The 16225-nt window shown below is 65.7% G+C and carries 17 protein-coding genes and 2 pseudogenes; 14 read left to right on the top strand and 5 right to left on the bottom strand.

Going from position 1 to position 16225, the window contains the following annotated elements; genetic code table 11:
- Positions 1-166: 166 nt before the first annotated feature.
- Together FDZ84_RS24810 and FDZ84_RS24805 are read right to left on the bottom strand one after the other, a co-directional pair.
- Positions 167-388 carry a helix-turn-helix transcriptional regulator gene (locus tag FDZ84_RS24810; protein ID WP_168587851.1) on the bottom strand — a complete coding sequence of 74 codons (222 nt, stop codon included), beginning with the start codon at positions 386-388 and terminating at the stop codon, positions 167-169.
- The gene (locus tag FDZ84_RS24805; protein ID WP_168587850.1) at positions 388-879 is read right to left on the bottom strand and encodes a DUF2975 domain-containing protein; all 492 of its coding nucleotides are present in this window, start codon (positions 877-879) and stop codon (positions 388-390) included. Before FDZ84_RS24805 ends, FDZ84_RS24810 begins: the two co-directional genes overlap by 1 nt.
- Positions 880-1637: 758 nt before the next feature.
- Here FDZ84_RS24805 and FDZ84_RS24800 point away from each other — a divergent pair.
- The 4 genes and pseudogenes from FDZ84_RS24800 to FDZ84_RS40100 all read left to right on the top strand — a co-directional run bounded on the left by FDZ84_RS24800 (position 1638) and on the right by FDZ84_RS40100 (position 3478).
- Positions 1638-2063, top strand: coding sequence for an SsgA family sporulation/cell division regulator (locus tag FDZ84_RS24800; protein WP_210435094.1), 426 nt, complete (start codon positions 1638-1640; stop codon positions 2061-2063).
- Positions 2064-2923: 860 nt separating this feature from the next.
- Complete coding sequence (locus tag FDZ84_RS40960) at positions 2924-3226, top strand: winged helix-turn-helix domain-containing protein (RefSeq protein ID WP_371812672.1); 303 nt, start codon at positions 2924-2926, stop codon at positions 3224-3226.
- A 44-nt stretch (positions 3227-3270) separates the two neighbouring features.
- Positions 3271-3315: pseudogene (locus FDZ84_RS40955) on the top strand (hypothetical protein); the annotation flags it as partial.
- A gap of 28 nt (positions 3316-3343) precedes the next feature.
- On the top strand, positions 3344-3478 hold the full coding sequence (locus FDZ84_RS40100) for a hypothetical protein (RefSeq protein ID WP_256413560.1): 135 nt from the start codon (positions 3344-3346) through the stop codon (positions 3476-3478).
- A gap of 30 nt (positions 3479-3508) precedes the next feature.
- Here the strand turns inward: FDZ84_RS40100 and FDZ84_RS24790 are convergent.
- Positions 3509-3886 (bottom strand): annotated as a pseudogene (locus FDZ84_RS24790) (transposase); the annotation flags it as partial.
- A gap of 256 nt (positions 3887-4142) precedes the next feature.
- Here FDZ84_RS24790 and FDZ84_RS24785 point away from each other — a divergent pair.
- The 10 genes from FDZ84_RS24785 to FDZ84_RS24740 all read left to right on the top strand — a co-directional run bounded on the left by FDZ84_RS24785 (position 4143) and on the right by FDZ84_RS24740 (position 13210).
- Positions 4143-4502 carry a hypothetical protein gene (locus FDZ84_RS24785; protein WP_168584123.1) on the top strand — a complete coding sequence of 120 codons (360 nt, stop codon included), beginning with the start codon at positions 4143-4145 and terminating at the stop codon, positions 4500-4502.
- Positions 4503-4740: 238 nt separating this feature from the next.
- The gene (locus FDZ84_RS24780; RefSeq protein WP_168587848.1) at positions 4741-5181 is read left to right on the top strand and encodes a type II 3-dehydroquinate dehydratase; all 441 of its coding nucleotides are present in this window, start codon (positions 4741-4743) and stop codon (positions 5179-5181) included.
- 33 nt (positions 5182-5214) lie between these two features.
- Complete coding sequence (locus tag FDZ84_RS24775) at positions 5215-6552, top strand: MFS transporter (RefSeq protein WP_168587847.1); 1338 nt, start codon at positions 5215-5217, stop codon at positions 6550-6552.
- Entirely contained in the window at positions 6549-7409 is an 861-nt protein-coding gene (locus FDZ84_RS24770; protein ID WP_210435093.1) for a sugar phosphate isomerase/epimerase, read from the top strand. The genes FDZ84_RS24775 and FDZ84_RS24770 overlap by 4 nt, the downstream gene beginning before the upstream one ends.
- 1 nt (position 7410) lies before the next feature.
- Entirely contained in the window at positions 7411-8460 is a 1050-nt protein-coding gene (locus FDZ84_RS24765) for a Gfo/Idh/MocA family protein (RefSeq protein ID WP_168587845.1), read from the top strand.
- 37 nt (positions 8461-8497) lie between these two features.
- Positions 8498-9562 carry a maleylacetate reductase gene (locus FDZ84_RS24760; protein WP_246868398.1) on the top strand — a complete coding sequence of 355 codons (1065 nt, stop codon included), beginning with the start codon at positions 8498-8500 and terminating at the stop codon, positions 9560-9562.
- Positions 9563-9682: 120 nt separating this feature from the next.
- Positions 9683-10462, top strand: coding sequence for an IclR family transcriptional regulator (locus FDZ84_RS24755; RefSeq protein WP_168587844.1), 780 nt, complete (start codon positions 9683-9685; stop codon positions 10460-10462).
- A gap of 130 nt (positions 10463-10592) precedes the next feature.
- Complete coding sequence (locus FDZ84_RS24750) at positions 10593-11234, top strand: nuclear transport factor 2 family protein (protein ID WP_168587843.1); 642 nt, start codon at positions 10593-10595, stop codon at positions 11232-11234.
- 1 nt (position 11235) lies between these two features.
- A complete protein-coding gene (locus FDZ84_RS24745) occupies positions 11236-12177 on the top strand; it encodes a dioxygenase (RefSeq protein ID WP_371812670.1) in 942 nt (313 codons plus the stop codon).
- Positions 12178-12385: 208 nt separating this feature from the next.
- Positions 12386-13210 carry an SDR family NAD(P)-dependent oxidoreductase gene (locus FDZ84_RS24740; RefSeq protein WP_168587842.1) on the top strand — a complete coding sequence of 275 codons (825 nt, stop codon included), beginning with the start codon at positions 12386-12388 and terminating at the stop codon, positions 13208-13210.
- A 108-nt stretch (positions 13211-13318) separates the two neighbouring features.
- Here the strand turns inward: FDZ84_RS24740 and FDZ84_RS24735 are convergent, their stop codons facing one another.
- Together FDZ84_RS24735 and FDZ84_RS24730 are read right to left on the bottom strand one after the other, a co-directional pair.
- A complete protein-coding gene (locus FDZ84_RS24735; protein ID WP_168587841.1) occupies positions 13319-14629 on the bottom strand; it encodes an MFS transporter in 1311 nt (436 codons plus the stop codon).
- Positions 14626-16224, bottom strand: coding sequence for a hydantoinase B/oxoprolinase family protein (locus FDZ84_RS24730; protein ID WP_168587840.1), 1599 nt, complete (start codon positions 16222-16224; stop codon positions 14626-14628). Before FDZ84_RS24730 ends, FDZ84_RS24735 begins: the two co-directional genes overlap by 4 nt.
- Between the last annotated feature and the right edge of the window lies 1 nt (position 16225).

The following is a 16225-nucleotide window of genomic DNA, read 5'->3' as shown; positions in this document are numbered from 1 at the left end:
TTCGCAGGTCGCGATCGTCGACCAGGACGGTGCGGTGCAGGTCAACCGGAATCTACCCAACGGGGTCGGGACGGTGCTGCGGATGATCGGCGATCCACGTCCATGCGGTCACGTGCCGTTCACGGGCCGGTGGTGCCAGGCGTTTTCACGCCCGCCTTGGGGCACGTCATCCGCCCGCGGCGTCCTCGGCCTCCCAGCGCAGCAGGTCGCCCGGCTGGCACTTGAGCACCTCGCAGAGCGTGGCAAGCGTCGTGAAGCGCACGGCCTTGGCTCGGCCGTTCTTGAGTACCGCCAGGTTGGCGGGCGTGATCCCTACGCGGTCCGCGAGCTCGCCCACGGACATCTTCCGTTTGGCCAGCATCACGTCGATGTCGACGGCGATTGGCATCAGATCACCTCGTCCAGCTCGGCCTGCATCTGCGCCGCCTCGACATCGCGCGCGACGGCCTGGGCGAGCAGCATCCGCAGCACGAGCACGATGAGCGCGACCCCCAGGATCGCCACGCCAACCCCGCCCATGATGACGGTGACGCCCGGGTCGTCCCGCTGGCCCGGCGCATTGAGGGCCGTGACCGCGAACCACACGAGGGCAGCCGCCACGATCGCGCCGATCACGACGTCCACGTACCGGAAAGCGGCGTGGGAGAACACGGTTCCGCGTCGCACCATCGTCACCAGGCGCCACACGCAGACCCCAATGACCTGGACCGACACCATTCCCAGGATCGTGATCACGCGCAGCGGGGTCAGCGGGAGCGAACCGTCCTCCGGGTCGCTCCCGCTGACCAACGCCCACACCATCAATGCCTGTACGAACACGGTGCCGGCGAGCACCACCACGAGCACGGCGCGCAGCGCACACACTGTCAGCTTTCCCATAGCCCACCTTCCATCGATCTACGATGTAAATCTATCGAATTTCGATAGGTAAAGAAAGGGCTGGGACGGAGGGGTGGGCGGCGGTTTCGCACCGTGGCGGAACGCCGCCGCCCCCTCCCATGGCATGGCGGTTGCACGAACCGTCTTGATCTTGTCGAAGTCGGCCTCGCTTGAGCACAAATCGGACGCCACCCGACTACACCGAAGCCCTGGGCCGAAGCCCCGCTCAGTCCACCGGCTCCCCGGCACCAACACCACCACAAAGATCACCGAAACGGACATGCGTAGAAAGCGCATGACCTGACGAGGTAGCCCAACCCCGTGTGTCGGTGGCAATCAAAGAGATTCAATCGATGTCGTCACGTTCTGCGAAGTCTGCGAAGGGCTCATTTGCGTGCCGGACGATCTCGCTTACCCGCTTTGCATGGGGCGCAACAGCTCCCGCTCGGCCTCTTCTGCTCGGACGGAAGGATCAGCGGCGAATCCTCTCCTGAGATGGGGCACGCCGTTGCTTCGTCCTGCGGGGCCCGGCTCGACGACCGAGCCCCGCAGGGCGTGGCCGCTTCGGGGGCCCACGCAAGGGCACCGCTCGCCACGGTGTCAGGGTGACGTGATCGCGCCGCGCTGCGACCGTACCTCTGCCCGTACAAATGTTCTCGCTGGCGCGATCAGGGCCTGAAGACATCGTGAAGAAGACATGAACCCGGGTTGGGCACGCTGGTATCTAGGAAGTGAAGCCGACGCTTGGGAGTGCGGACATGATGGCAAACGATCACGGCACGGTGCTCGCCACCATGGTCTTCAACCTGGTAGCCCCGGCGGGTGTGATCGCGCCGGTTGGCGTGGAACTGGGGTACGACAGCCGCAACCCGTACGAGGTCAGCATGAAGCTCAACGTGGGCAAGGCCGGTCAGGTGGATTGGGTGATCGCCCGCGACCTGCTGGCCGACGGGCTGGTCGCCGAGGCAGGCGAAGGCGACGTGCGAATCCGCCCTCGACTGGACGATCCGGCATTGGTCGTGATCGAGTTGAGCTCGCCGTCAGGGCAGGCCGCCTTCGAAGTGAATGCCGATCAGCTTGCGGAGTTCTTGAACGACACCTACGACGCGGTCGCACCCGGTGACGAACACCGGTGGATGAGCTTCGACGAGGCGCTGAGCCGGCTGCTCTCGCACAACCTGTAGTGGCCCGGTTCTCCCGAAGCGCCGCACGCCAGGCGGCCCAGCCGCGGGACCTGGTGTGGCGCTGAACACCTGAAAACTCCGTCACGCTGCCTCCGAGCCGGAAATCCACCCGGCCCGGAGGCGCAGCGCTGCATGCAGGGAATTCGTCGCCGTGGAATACGTCGCTGTAACCACTGGTTGATCAAACGATCTCAGCTCCAACGGTAGGTCTGCGACCATCGCTTGCATGATCGTGTCGCTGCTGTACAAGGTCACCCCACGTTTACTCTCTGTTCCCGCAGTGCTACTTGAGGAACTTCGCCCCGTGCTTGGGGAGGTCAGGTCTCGTGAGTGATCCTTCCGGTAAGAACCGGAAGGATCACTCACGAGCGTTCAGGCACACAGGTGGTGCCACCCGGATGGGTTCGTCTGGGTCGCCGAGCTCGCCTGGGTCGGCTGGGGAGATCCCGGTGGTCCGGGGAGGTGTCCTTGTTCCGCCCGGTGTCTTCGCGTTGCGGGTTTCGGCTTCGATGCCGGCTATGAGGTGCCAGACCGTGTAGGCGGCTTCGCCGCCGCCTCCGGCGTGCTGGCCGGATCGAGAACGCGAGGGCTCTTGCGGGTAGCTGGGTGGAGAATATGGCGAAGATCAGCAGGGTGAACAGGACGCACGTGCCGAGCTGGATTCAGAACATCGGTGGTTCTCCTTCGGTGGGGCGAGGGTGGTGCCAATTTCGCGAGAAATTGACGTTCACCCGGGTGACGGTCAATTTCTCGCGAAATTGCGCCCTCCTCGGGTGACCACAGGCGGGTGGTGAGGGTGTGCCGGCAGCGCATGCGGGTGCGGATGCAGTCCCATTTCGGCTCCGCTGCGTTCGGCTGGGGTGGTGTGGACCCGCAAGGCGGTGGCCGAGTTGATCCGGGTGCGCCACGGCGTCGTGTTGAGTTTGCGCACCGTCGGCGACTCTCTGCGCTGTTGGGGTGTGTCGCCGCAGAGACCGATCCGCAGGGCCTACGAGCGGGACCCCGAGGCCGTGCGCCGATGGGGGGAGGAGGACTACCCGGCCATCGGTGATCTTGTGGCTGGACCAGACCGGGATCCGCTCGGATGCCGCAGTGGGCCGAACCTGGGCACCGGCCGGCCGGACACCGGTGGTGGGCAAGACCGGGGAAACGGTTCAGCGTGATCACTTGGACCGTCAGGTCCAAGTGATCGTCGACGGCGATCGAGATGCATTTCCTGCCCGGATACAGCCCCGAGCTCAACCCCGACGAGATCCGGGGTGCCGACCTCAAAAGGAACCATGACCACCGGCACAGCACCGAAAACCCGCGACGAGATGAAACAAGCAGTCCGCTCCTTCCTCCACCGGCTCCACAAGTCGCCTGGCCGAGTTCGCTCCTACTTCGGCAAACCCGAAGTCCGCTACGCCGCCTGACATCACACATTTGCCCTACGAATCAATAAGCCGATCTCGGGTGCCGGGGAAGACCTCGCGTAGCGCGCCCCAGAACCCCAGCGCGCCGTCACCGACAGCCAGCACCGGTGCCCTCATCCCGCGGCGCTTGCATTCGCGCAGCAGGTCAGACTAGGACTTGGTGGACTCGCGATAGCCGTCGGCTAGCGCGACGAGTTCCTTGCGGCCGTCAGCGCGGACTCCGATCATCACCAGCAGGCAGAGTTTGTGTTCTTCCAGGCGGATATTGACGTGGATACCGTCCGCCCACAGATATACATAGTCCACAGTGGATATATCGCGTTCGGCGAACGCGCGGTTCGCCCTTCCACTGATCGGTCAGTTTCGTGATCATCGCGGCGGATAACCCTTGCTGCTGCCGAGGAATTGGCTGCGGATACGAAGTATCCGCTGGAGAGCCCGCGCGGCGTCCTCGTGGTCCATGACGTGATTCCTCGCGGCTTGGGCGACTCACGCTGCGGTTGGGTGCGCGGTGGCGCGCAGGATCGGGATCCGCCGGGTGGTGTGCTCGATGGCTGCGAGCACGTACATCCTCGCTCCGGATAGGTGCCAGGCACCACACCAAAGCCCGGATGGAGCGGAGGGTCCGTGGTCGGCCCGGGCGCTTGGGTTTGGAAACGGTCGCATGGCGGCGTGCGACGAGGTCGCGGTGCCAGCGCAGCACTGTGTCTGGGCGCACCATCAACCGCAACCTGCACAGCAGATTCCGTCGCAGCCGGTGCAGCAGCACCGCCATAAGCGCCCGATCGCATGGCATGAAAAGCACCCTTTTCTTGCCGAGCTGCCGCTCCAGGACCGTGATCTGATGGCGCAAGGCCAGGATCTCGACGTCCTTGTCCCGATCACTCATCGGCAGCAGGCACAGCATGGCGAACGCGCACACTCAGAGAGGCCAGTCGCGACAGCACAGCCGATCATCATGCCTGAGCGACTGCGGTCGACCGACCCATACGCCGTGCCCGGCGGGGCTCACCAGGGCGGGTGAGGTTATCGGCAAGGGCACCGCCACCCGTCGGCATCGGAGTGGGATCCGGGGCCGGTGCACGCGGCCGGTACCGCGAACAGGGACGCGCCGATCCTCTCCGCGGCCGGCGGCCCCTTCGCCAGCTGACCGCGACACACGGATGTGATCCGTTCCGCCGGGCGGAACTCAACAGTTCTTGGCTGCTTGGAGGTCGTCCTATCGTCTCGATTACCTGCAGACCCGAACGACGGAGTTCACAATGCGTTTCGCTGTCCTACACGGCCCCAACCTCAACCGCCTTGGAAAGAGGCGGCCCGAGAAGTACGGATCACACACCCTCGACGACATCACGAAGGACGTCGACGAGGTCGCTGCGCGCCTCGGGGTGGTCGCCGAGCACGTGCAATCCAATCACGAGGGCGAGTTGATCGACTGGCTGCACGAGCGCATGGACGAGCTGGACGGGATCGTCATCAATCCGGCCGGTCTGAGCTCGGTGGGCAAGGGGCTGAAGGACACGGTCTTCGATGCGGGGGTGCCGGTTGCCGTCGTGCACATCGCGCAGCTCTACCGGTTCGAAGGTGACGATTTCCACGACATCTTCCGGTTCGACAGTTCGGTATACGTCGCCGGCCTCGGGTGGCGGGGCTACGGAATCGCTTTGGACCGTATTCACGATCTTGTCAAGGGTGCGATCTGATCATTTTGTATGTCCCAGCTGAGGAGCTTCGATATGCCCACCCGCACCGCGCGTGATCGTAAATCACTGAGAGACGTCGTAGTCGGCGCAAGTATTGGCACCACGCTCGAATGGTTCGACTTCGGCCTGTACGGCATCCTTGCGGCTCTTGTGTTTCCGCATGTGTTCTTCCCTGACTCTTCATCGGCCACGGGGTTGATGGCGTCGCTGGCGATCTTTGGCATCGGATTGGCCGCGCGGCCGCTCGGCGCCGTTTTGTTCGCGAACTTCGGTGACCGCGTCGGGCGCCGGCCGATACTGGTCATCACGTTGTCTCTCATGGGAGCAGCGTCCCTGGGCATCGCAGTGCTGCCGGGGTATGAGTCCATCGGGCTCGCGGCCCCGGTGCTGCTCATGGTATTGCGTATGGTCCAGGGTTTCAGTCTCGGTGGGGAATCCAGCGCGGCGCAGGTCATGGTGATTGAGTACGCCGAACCCCGTAATCGCGGGTTCATGGGTTCCTTGGTCAACGTGGGGTCGCCGCTCGGTCAGGTCATGATCACGCTGAGCGTCGTCTGTGTGCGTGCGGTTGTGGGAGAAGCAGCCTTCGAGTCCTGGGCGTGGCGGGTCCTCTTCGCGGCCGGTGCGCTGATGGCCGTTGCTGGCTTCGTCATTCGCCGCCGGGTCGACGAGACGCCGGTCTACAAGCAAGCGGTCGAGGTCGGCGCGAAGACCCGGATGCCAATGCTCGAGGTCGTGCGCCGGCAGCCACGGGAGATCATGCGACTGGCCGTGATCGGCGCATCGGGCACGGCGGTGAACTATGTCGTGTACACGTACTCGGTCAGTTACATCACCAAGAATCTGGGCATGAGCAGCGAGGTCAGCTTCTGGCTGTTGTTCGTGTTGAGTGCCGTCGGTGTCGCGTTGGTCCCGGTGGGGGGCTGGTTGGCCGATCGCATCGGCCGGAAGCCGGTCGTCTTCCTCGATCTCGGCGTCGGCCTGGTTGGCATCTGCGTGTACTTCCCGCTGCTCGACACCATGTCGTGGCCGCTGATGCTGGTGGGGATGCTTTTGACTGTTGGTGTCCACTGGCTCGGTTTCGGTGCGTGGGGCGCCTTCATCGCCGAGCCCTTCCCGACGGCGACGCGGTATTCGGGCCACGCGGCCACATACACCTTGACGAATCTCGTTGCCGGCGCACCGGCGCCGCTCATCGCCGCGTACGCGCTGGAGGCGACGGGCACCACGTGGAGTCTCACGTTCCTGCTGGCCCTGGTCTACGTCCTCGGCATCGTCTGCGCCATTCGTAGCCGGGAGACCCTTGGTGTCAGCTTCCACCCGCACGACCGCGAGAAGAAGCAAACGGAAGAAGTGCAGGAGCTCCGATGATCAACGACCGTAAGGTGGGTCTTGCCCCGCTGACGCTGGTGGAGGTGAGCCCTCCTGAGTTGGTCGGGCTCGCGGAGTCAGTGGGCTTCGACTTCGTCGGCCTTCGCGTCTCTCCGTCGGTGCCTGGGGAGACTGTGTACCCGATGCTGCCCGGCTCGCCGATGCTCAAAGAGACCGTCCGACGGCTCCTTGACTCCCCGGTCGGAGTCGTCGACATCGACGTGTTCGCGTTGCATCCGGATACCAAGGCGTCCGACTTCCTGCTCGCACTGGAGAGCGGCGCCGAGCTGGGAGCGACTCACTGCGCGGTCGTCGACGGTGGCTGCGAGCGCAGCCACTTCACTGAGACCTTCGGTGAGCTCGCGGAGGTGGCACAGTCGTTCGGGATCACGCCTGTCGTCGAGCCGATTACCTATCGAGGAGTGAATAGCATTCGCGCTGCGGCCGAGGTCAGCGCTGTGCACGACAACACCGCGATGTTGATTGATTCGCTGCACTTCTTCCGCTTCGGTGGAAAGTTCGAGGAGCTCGCCCAACTTCCTGCGAGTAAACTCCCGTTTTTTCAGCTGTGCGACGCACCGCTCGAGCCGCCGACGGAGATACCCGATGGCCTGGTGGCTCCGATGAACCAGAGCACGGGCGGAAGTCCGCTTCAGTTCGAGGCACGCGCGATGAGGCTGCTTCCGGGTACGGGCGAACTTCCGCTCGAGAAACTGGTGCGAGCGATGCCCGATGGTCTCCCGATCAGCGTCGAGACGCCGTTGGTCATCGAGATCCAACGGTTCGGCGTACAGGCGTTCGCCGAGCGGGTCTTCAAGGCGATCAAGCACTTCCTGGTCGGTATGGAGAGTGAGTGAAATGCCTCCGATTCGCATCGCCGTCATGGGCGCTGGTCTCATCGGGCGGGAACACGCCCGGTTCATCACCGAGTCGACCGCAGCCGAACTCGTCGGCATCGCCGATCCGAGTCAGCACGCTGAAGAGGTCAGTGACCGGTACCGCGTGCCGCGCTTCGTTGACTACGAAACGATGCTGGATACAGCGAAACCGGAGGCGGTGGTCATCGCGCTACCGAACGTGCTCCATGCGCCCGCGGCCATCGCTGCCATGCAGCGCGGCGTACCCGCACTGGTCGAGAAGCCTATTGCCGCCGATCTGCGGTCTGCGGTCGAGATCTCGCGAGTCTCGAACCAGACCGGCGTGCCGATCCTGGTTGGATACCAGCGCCGGCACAGCCCCGACATCCAACGCGCCCGTGCGTGCATCGAAGAGGGAGCGTTGGGGGATGTCGTCGCAGTCAACGGCATGTGGTTCGTGAAGAAGCACGATGACTACTTCGACGTGTCGTGGCGGCGACATGCCGGTGGCGGCCCAATCCTCATCAACCTGACCCACGACATCGACTGCTTCCGGTATCTGTTCGGCGACATTGAGAGCGTTCACGCCGTGATGTCGAACCGGGTCCGGCAGTTCGACGTCGAGGATTCCGGTGCCGTGCTGATGCGGTTCGCATCGGGGGCCGTGGGATCGATGACGCTCAGCGACACGGTCCCGTCGCCTTGGGTGTGGGACATGGCGTCGGGGCAGGCCCCGTATTTTCCCCACACGCCCGCTAACTGCTACTGCATCGGTGGCACCAAGGCATCGCTCGCAGTGCCTGCGATGGAGCTGTGGTCCCACGAACCCGGGGGTGACTGGCGCGACCCGCTGACGCGCAAGATTCTCGATACCGGGCGAAGCAACGCCTATCACAACCAGCTCAATCACTTCGCGGAAGTCGCCCATGGCAAGGTGGCGCCGTTGTGCAGCGCGGAAGACGGCCTGCGTACTCTGGCCGCCACTCTCGCAACGGAGATGTCGGCACGGGAGGGCCGCACCGTTGCCGTCCAGGAGCTGCTGGCCAACTGACCGCGCGGACATCGGCAGGTCGTCAGAAGGGGACTCCATGACCGAAATGCGCTTCATCCACGAGACCCTTGGTCAACGGGTCAGGTTCGGCACCGGCGAGTCGGCCGATGGCGTGGCCGCGGAAATCAAGCTGCTCGGTGCCGACCAGGTGATGGTGATCGCCGCGCCGTCAGAGACGACACTGGCGAGGACGGTTTCCGCGGATATCCCGGTGGCCCTCGTCCATCAAGACGTTCGGATGCATGTGCCGGTGGAGGTCGCCGCACGCGCGCGATCCGCGGCGAACGACCACCGAGTGGACGCAATCGTCTGCGTTGGCGGGGGGTCGACGACCGGCCTGGCCAAGGCCGTCGCGCTGACCACCGGCCTACCGATCGTCGCGGTCCCCACGACGTACGCCGGCTCGGAGGCCACCAGCGTCTGGGGACTCACCGAGGGGGGAACCAAGACGACGGGCGTCGATACGCGTGTCCTCCCACGGGCCATCGTGTATGACGCGGCGTTGATGACCGGCCTGCCGGTGGACCTCAGCGTCGTAAGCGGCCTGAACGCGCTCGCGCACTGCGTCGACTCCATGTGGGCGCCTCGCACCGACCCGATCAACCGAGCACTTGCTACCGAGGCGATCCACGCACTCGCCGCCGGACTTCCGAAGATCGTGTCCGCCCCGGAATCGCTAGCGGGTCGCGAGGAGACGCTGTACGGCGCCTATCTTGCCGCGGTTGCGTTCGCATCGGCCGGCTCAGGGCTTCACCACAAGATCTGTCACGTCCTGGGTGGTCGCTACGATCTCCCGCATGCGCTCACCCACGCAGTCGTGCTGCCCCACGTGCTCGCGCTGAACGCGCCGAACGCACCGGAGGCTGAAGAGCGCATCGCCGGCGCCCTGGGTGGGGACACGGCTGTGCGTGGTCTCCAGGAGTTGCGCCATCGGCTGGGGGCTCCGCGCGCGTTGCGCGACCACGGATTCCGCGAGAACCAGATCTCCGATGCGGTGGATGTGATACTGCCCGTCGTCCCCGACACCAACTCCACGACCGTCACCCGGGATCGTTTGACCTACCTGTTGCGCGACGCCTGGGAGGGGGCAGACCCCAGGTGACCGCAGCGTGGTGCGCCAGCCGGCCGGAAGCCGGAACGCCGCTCGCACTTCCGGCGGCGATAATTGGTGGGCTGGGGGCTGGTTGACCGAACTCCTGGGCTGATCAACGGAGGCGAGTGCATGGGCGGCAATACACGAGAGGTCGGCCGCACATCGGCGAGCCGCCTGCTCGCCGTACTCGGGGTGTTCTCAGCCGCGCAACCCGTGCTGACCCTCAGCGAGATCGCCGAGGCCAGCGAGCTCCCAGCATCGACCGCGCATCGCCTCCTCGGCGAGCTGGTCGAGTGGGGCGCCCTGGAACGGACGTCAGACGGTCATTACCAGGTCGGCCTCCGGCTCTGGCGGATCGGCTCACTCGCTCCTCAACAGCGAGACCTGCGCGCCGTCGCCTTGCCGTTCATGGAAGACCTCTACGCCGCCACGCATGAAAACGTGCAACTGGCCATCCGGGACGGCAAGAAGGCCCTGTACTTGGACAAAATCGGCGGGACGCGCTCGGTCGATACCGTGACCAAGGTCGCCGGGCGGCTCCCGTTGCACGCCACCGGTGTCGGCAAGATCATCTTGGCGTTCTCCGAGCCCGAGCTACTCCACCTTGTGGTCGAGGACGGCTTGGAGAGGTGCACACCGCACACGATCACGATGCCCGGGCGGCTGGCCGAGACGCTGCGACGCGTACGGGCAGACCACGTGGCCTACTCCCGCGAGGAGATGACGATGGGCGCCGCATCGGTAGCAGCGCCGATCTTCGGCGTCAATGCTCAGCTCCTGGCCTCGCTCGCGATCGTGGCCCATTCCTCCTCTGACGTGGAGCGATTCGCCCCGGCGGTACGCACTGCGGCGCTCAGCGTCGGGCGCCGACTTGCAGACCTATCCGCGCCGGTTTCCGCCCGGCGGTAACCTGCCATCGACATCCTCCCCTCTCGTGATCGAGCCTTGAAAACACGGGCGATCAGGTAGGCCGTGCGACGGGCCTCAACGTATGGGCCGTCGCCTGACCACTGATAACGACAGAGAAAGGAACCCGAGCATGACCACCGGGGAATCGAACCACGTAGCGCGCATTCGCCAGTTGGTCGAGGACTGGGCCTTGTTTCGTGACGCTGGCGATTGGGGCGGCTTCCGTTCGGTCTGGCACGACGACGGCTGGATGACCGCGACCTGGTTCCAGGGACCGGCAACAGAATTCGTCAGGGCAAGCCGCGAGGGGTTCGAGAACGGCGTCAGCATCCTGCATTTCCTCGGCGGCTTCACCTGCCAGGTGACCGGTGAGCGCGCTATCGCGCAGACGAAGATGAAGATCCAGCAGCGTGGCCCGATCGACGGAACCGTCGTTGATGTCACCTGCACAGGCCGGTTCTATGACTTTCTGGATTGCCGCGACGGGCGGTGGGGAATGGTCCGTCGACAGCCCATCTACGAGATCGACAGGATGGACCCGGTTGACCCAGCGGCGGATCTCAAGCTGGACGACGAGCTCCTCCGGACATTTCCCGTGGGATACCGACACCTTGCCTACCTGCAGACCGCATTGGGGCACCAGGTAATGAACGGTTTGCCGGGGCTCCGCGGCCAGGCGGTCAAGCTGCTCTACCGGGAGGGGCAGGAGTGGCTGGCCGGGTCTCCCCGACCGGGTACGCCCCTCGCCAGTGGCACCCCGAGGACAGCGTGACATGAAGATGGAGACGACCAGCAACGCCGACTTCACCGACGAGACCTTGACCCAGGCCGTGCTCAAGGCCTTCGCCATGACGCCGGACCCGAGGCTCCGTCAGATCATGACCAGCCTCGTAGAACACCTGCATACGTTCGTTCGGGAGGTCGAGCCGACCTCGCACGAATGGGAGAGCGCAATCGACTTCCTGACCAGAACGGGGCAGACGTGTGATGAGACCCGCCAGGAATTCATCCTTCTGTCGGACGTCCTGGGTGTGTCGATGCTGATGGAGACCATCAAGGACGAGGCCGCTCCCGAGGCGACGGAGTCCACCGTCCTTGGGCCGTTCCACATGACGGAGTCGCCGCAGCGCGAGCTGGGCGACAGTATCGACCTGGTGGGCACCGGCATGCCGTGCGTGGTGACGGGACGGGTGCTGTCGATGGGCGGCTCCCCGCTGGCCGGCGCGGGCGTGGACGTATGGCAGGCCGACGAGCGCGGCTTCTACGACGTGCAGGTGCCCGATGCGCAGCCGGCGGGGAACGGCCGTGGCCTGTTCACCACCGATGATGACGGGCGCTTCTGGTTCCGCACCGTTGTGCCGAGCCACTATCCGATTCCGACTGACGGTCCGGTGGGCTCCTTGCTCGACCACACCGGACGCCATCCGTATCGCCCGGCGCATATCCACTTCCTCGTGTCCGCCGACGGACATGAGCCACTCACGACGCACATCTTCGTGGCCGACAGTCCCTATATCGACTCTGACGCGGTGTTCGCCGTGAAGCGAAGCTTGATCGTGGAGTTCACCGAGGAGAACGATGCTGACGTCGCCGCGTGGTACGGGGTGGGGGTCCCCTTCCGGCATGCGCGATTCGACCTCACCTTGCCGGTGGCCATGACCACGGCCGACCATCCGAACCAGACGACCACCACACCGAAATCCCTCACAAGCTAAGGACATCAGCCACCTAATGTATTGCGCCTAAGATTCGTTAAATAACCTTAGGATCGGTTGATCAGGATTCTCGCAGTACCACGCTATCGACGGCAAGGAGCGCGCCGACGTCTTCGCCGACTCGGGCTGACGCAGCTACGCCCTGGCCTACGAGGCGCCATTCCACCGCATCTGCGGCTAATCCACTGAAGTCTTCTCAGGAGGAGATGTGAACGTTCCCCACACGAGCCCGGATTCCGCTGCCGGTCAGCGCCCCTCGGGCGAGCGAAACCTCGAGGCAGGAAAACAAGTGCCGGATGCCGCGGTGTGGACGGGCCGGTTCGCCGGCAAGGGGTTCGTGGTGACCGGGGCCGGTGGTGGGATCGGCAGGGCGGTGACCGAACGCGTCCTCGCCGAGGGCGGCACGGTCCTAGCGACCGACGTCCGTCCGCCATGCGACGACGGCCATGAACGCCAGCACAACCTCCCGCTGGATGTCCGGGATCCTCAAGGCTGGGCGGACGTGCTGGCCTACGCGGACGAGATCGGCGCAGGCGACGGTCTCGTCCTGTGCCACGGCGTCGCCCAGCCACTCGTGCCGACCGCGGATCTCGAGGAGGCCGACTGGCGGACCGTGCTCGACATCAACCTCACCGGCTGCTTCCTGGGCGTCAAGGCGATCCTGCCTCGGCTGGAGAAGGCAGGGTGGGGCCGGATCATGGCATTGGCATCGATCGCCGCTAAGGAGGCCAACGCGCTCGAGCACGCCTACGCCGCGTCGAAGGCGGGCCTGGTGGCATTGGTGAAGAGTGTGGGCAAGGAGCTGGCCACGTCGGGGGTGACGGTCAACGCCATCGCACCGGGACCGGTGGGCACCGACCTGTTCTACTCGTTCGGCGCCGAGCACAACGCCGACCGGATGCGCCGCACCCCAATGGGGCGCCCGGCCACGCCGGAGGAAACCGCCTCATTGATCGCCTGGCTGCTGTCGGCGGAGTCCTCGTACTCCACCGCGCAGTGCTTCGACCTCAGCGGCGGTCGCGCCGTCTACTGAGGCCAAGGACCCCGAAGAAGTTCCACTTCGGATGGTCCGGTGCCGGGGGTCCAGGATTTACGGGACGGGTTCCGGCGAGCCGGTGCGACACTTCGCCATTGCGGTAGCTCACGCGCTCGCCTCCGCTTTCGCCGGCAACTGCCCGCGCATGGATTCCCGCTTGGGCAGGGCGAAACAGGCCAGCGCCATGAGCAGCGAGACCACTGCGGTCAGCATCGCCACCGGCCACGAAGAACCGGTGCGCGACAACAGGTACGTGGCGATGATCGGGCCGAACCCACCACCGATCATCCCGGCGAGGTGGTAGCACAGGCTGGTGCCAGTGTAACGGACCTCGCGGGTGAACAGCTCGGCCACCTCGCCGGCGAGCACCCCGTAGGAAGCGCCGACGAACACCATCGCCACCCCGACCGCGACGTACAGCAGGAACGGTTCCCTGGTGTGCATGAGCGCGAACGCCGGAGCCGCCCACACCAGCAGACCAAACGCCGAAACGATCGCGACGCTCCGGGCCGTCATGCGCTTCGCGAGCAGCACACCCACGTAGATGAACGCGCCTTCGACGATGGCCGCGATCAGGTTGGCGGGCAACGTAATCGAGGTCGGCATCTGCAGCGTCTTCGTGGCGTAGGTGAGCACGAAGGACGTGAGCAGGTAGTAGGTCAGGAACACCCCGGTGAACGAGAGCGTGCCGACCAGCGCCGGGCGGAACTCCTTGGTCAGCACCCGCAGGAACGGCACTCTCGCCTGCTCGTGGTGTTCGGCGGCCTTCGCGTACTCCGGGGTCTCGGCGATCTTGAGCCGGATGAACAGGCCCAGCGGAACCAGCAGCGCCGAAAGCAGGAACGGCACCCGCCACGCCCAGCTCTGCATGCTGTCCACGCTGACCGTGTTGCTTAGCACGGTGAACATCACGGTCGCCATCAGCAGGCCACCGGGGCTGCCGAACTGGGCGAAGGAACCGTAGAGCGTCTTCTTGCGCTCGGGCGCGTTCTCGGTCGCGATCAGCACCGCGCCGCCCCATTCCCCGCCGACCGCCAGGCCCTGGATCAGGCGCAGCACGACGAGCAGGATCGGCGCGGCCACACCGAGGGTGGCGTAGGTGGGCAGCACACCGATGAGGAAGGTCGCGATCCCCATCGCCAGCAGCGTGACCACCAGCGTGCTCTTGCGGCCCCACCGGTCGCCGAAGTGTCCGAACACGATGGCGCCCAGTGGCCGCACGATGAACCCGACCGCGAGCGTGGCGAACGAGAGCAGGGTGCCCACGAGCGGATCGTTGTCTGGGAAGAACACCTCGTTGAACACCAGCGCGGACGCGGTGCCGTAGATGAAATAGTCGTACCACTCGATGGCGGTGCCGACGAACGACGCGGCGGCGATGCGGCCTGCCGGTGTGGCAGCGGTGCGGGTGCTCATGCGGTTACCTCTTGCTCCGGGGCGCCGTAGCCGCCGCCACCACCGGTGGTGATGACGATCCTATCGCCGGCGTTCAGGGTTTCCTCGTACACACAGGGGAGTTCGGTCACCGTGCCGTCGGCGCGGTGGATCGCGAAGTGCCCGGTGCCCCCGGGCTCGCCGCCGTTGATCCCCTCAGCGCCGACGGTGTGCCGGTCGGCGTAACCGGCCACCGAGACACCGTCGGCGGTCGCGACGTAGGTGCGCCGGATACCGCGACCGCCGGTGTGGGAGCCGCTGCCGCCGGAGCCCTCGACGAGCGCGTACTCCGCGATGCGGAAGTGGTCGAAGTCGGTCTCCAGCGCCTCGACGGGAGCGTTGGCGCAGTTGGAGATCGGGTTGTCCAGCCCGTCCGGGCCGCCGTGCTCGGCGCAGGCGCCCCAGCCTCCGCCGAGGATCTCCAGCGCCACCTGGTAACCGTCGTGGCCACTCTTGCTGACCGCGATCGCTGTGGTGGTGTCGAACCCGGTGGCGACCGCACGCTCCGGCAACGCCTGTCCCAGCGCGCGGATCACCGCGTTGAACACCCGGGACGCCGGGGTGAGCCGGGCGCGCACCGCCGCGGGCGGGCGCGGGTTGAGCACCGAACCGTAGGGTGCGGACACGGTGATCGGGCGGTTGCAGCCCTCGTTGAAGCCGATGTCGGGCGAGTCGAGCATGCAGCGCACCGCCGACTGCACCGAGGAAACCGTTGACGCGAAGGGGCAGTTGACGTTGCCGAGGATCTGTTCGGCGCTGCCGGTGAAGTCCACGTCGATCGTGCTGCCCTCGACCGTCACGCGCGCGATGATCTCCGCCGTGCCACCATCCCACGGCGAGGCGTCGAACCTCTCGGTGGCCTCGTACGTACCGTCCGGAATGGACTCGATGGCGGCTCGCACGCGCTTTTCCGCGTAGTCCTTGACATCCGCCATCGCCTGCAGCACCTCGTCGCGGCCGTGGCGGGCGACCAGCTCGGCGAGCCGGCGCGTCGCGGTGGCGTTGGCGGCGAACTGTGCCTGCAGGTCACCGATCACCGCGTCCGGCACCCGGACGTTCGCGGCGATAACCTGCCGCACGAAACCGTTGGGGTCGTTGAAGTCCCGCGAAACCGAGAACCGCGACAGTGGCAGCCGCAGGCCCTCCTGGTACAGCTCCGTGGCGTGCGCTGACAGCCCGGCGTGTGAGCCGCCGATATCCACGTGGTGTGCGGTCGAGGCGCCGAAGCCGATCAGCTCACCGTTCACAAAGATCGGGGTGAGCAGGTAGATGTCCTGCAGGTGCTGGCCGCCCTGGTACGGGTCGTTCATCAGCAGCGCGTCGTCCTCGGTGAGGCCATCGAGGTCGACGTGCCCGGCGATGCCGCGCAGGGCGAGGGCGATCCCGGCGGTCATGATCGGGATGCATTCGGCCTGCGCCACCACCTCACCGCGCGCATCGGTCAGCGCGACGGAGAAGTCCCTGGCCTCGCGGACGATCGAGGAGGTGGCGGAGCGGCGCAGGTTGACCGCCATCTCGCGGCCGATGGCGTCCAGCCCGGACTTGATTACGCTGAGCTGGCTGGGGGACAGTCGCATG

This window comes from Saccharopolyspora sp. ASAGF58 (assembly GCF_012277335.1).
Classification (GTDB): Bacteria; Actinomycetota; Actinomycetes; order Mycobacteriales; family Pseudonocardiaceae; genus Saccharopolyspora; species Saccharopolyspora hattusasensis.
This window is presented reverse-complemented; position numbering and strand designations above follow the sequence as displayed.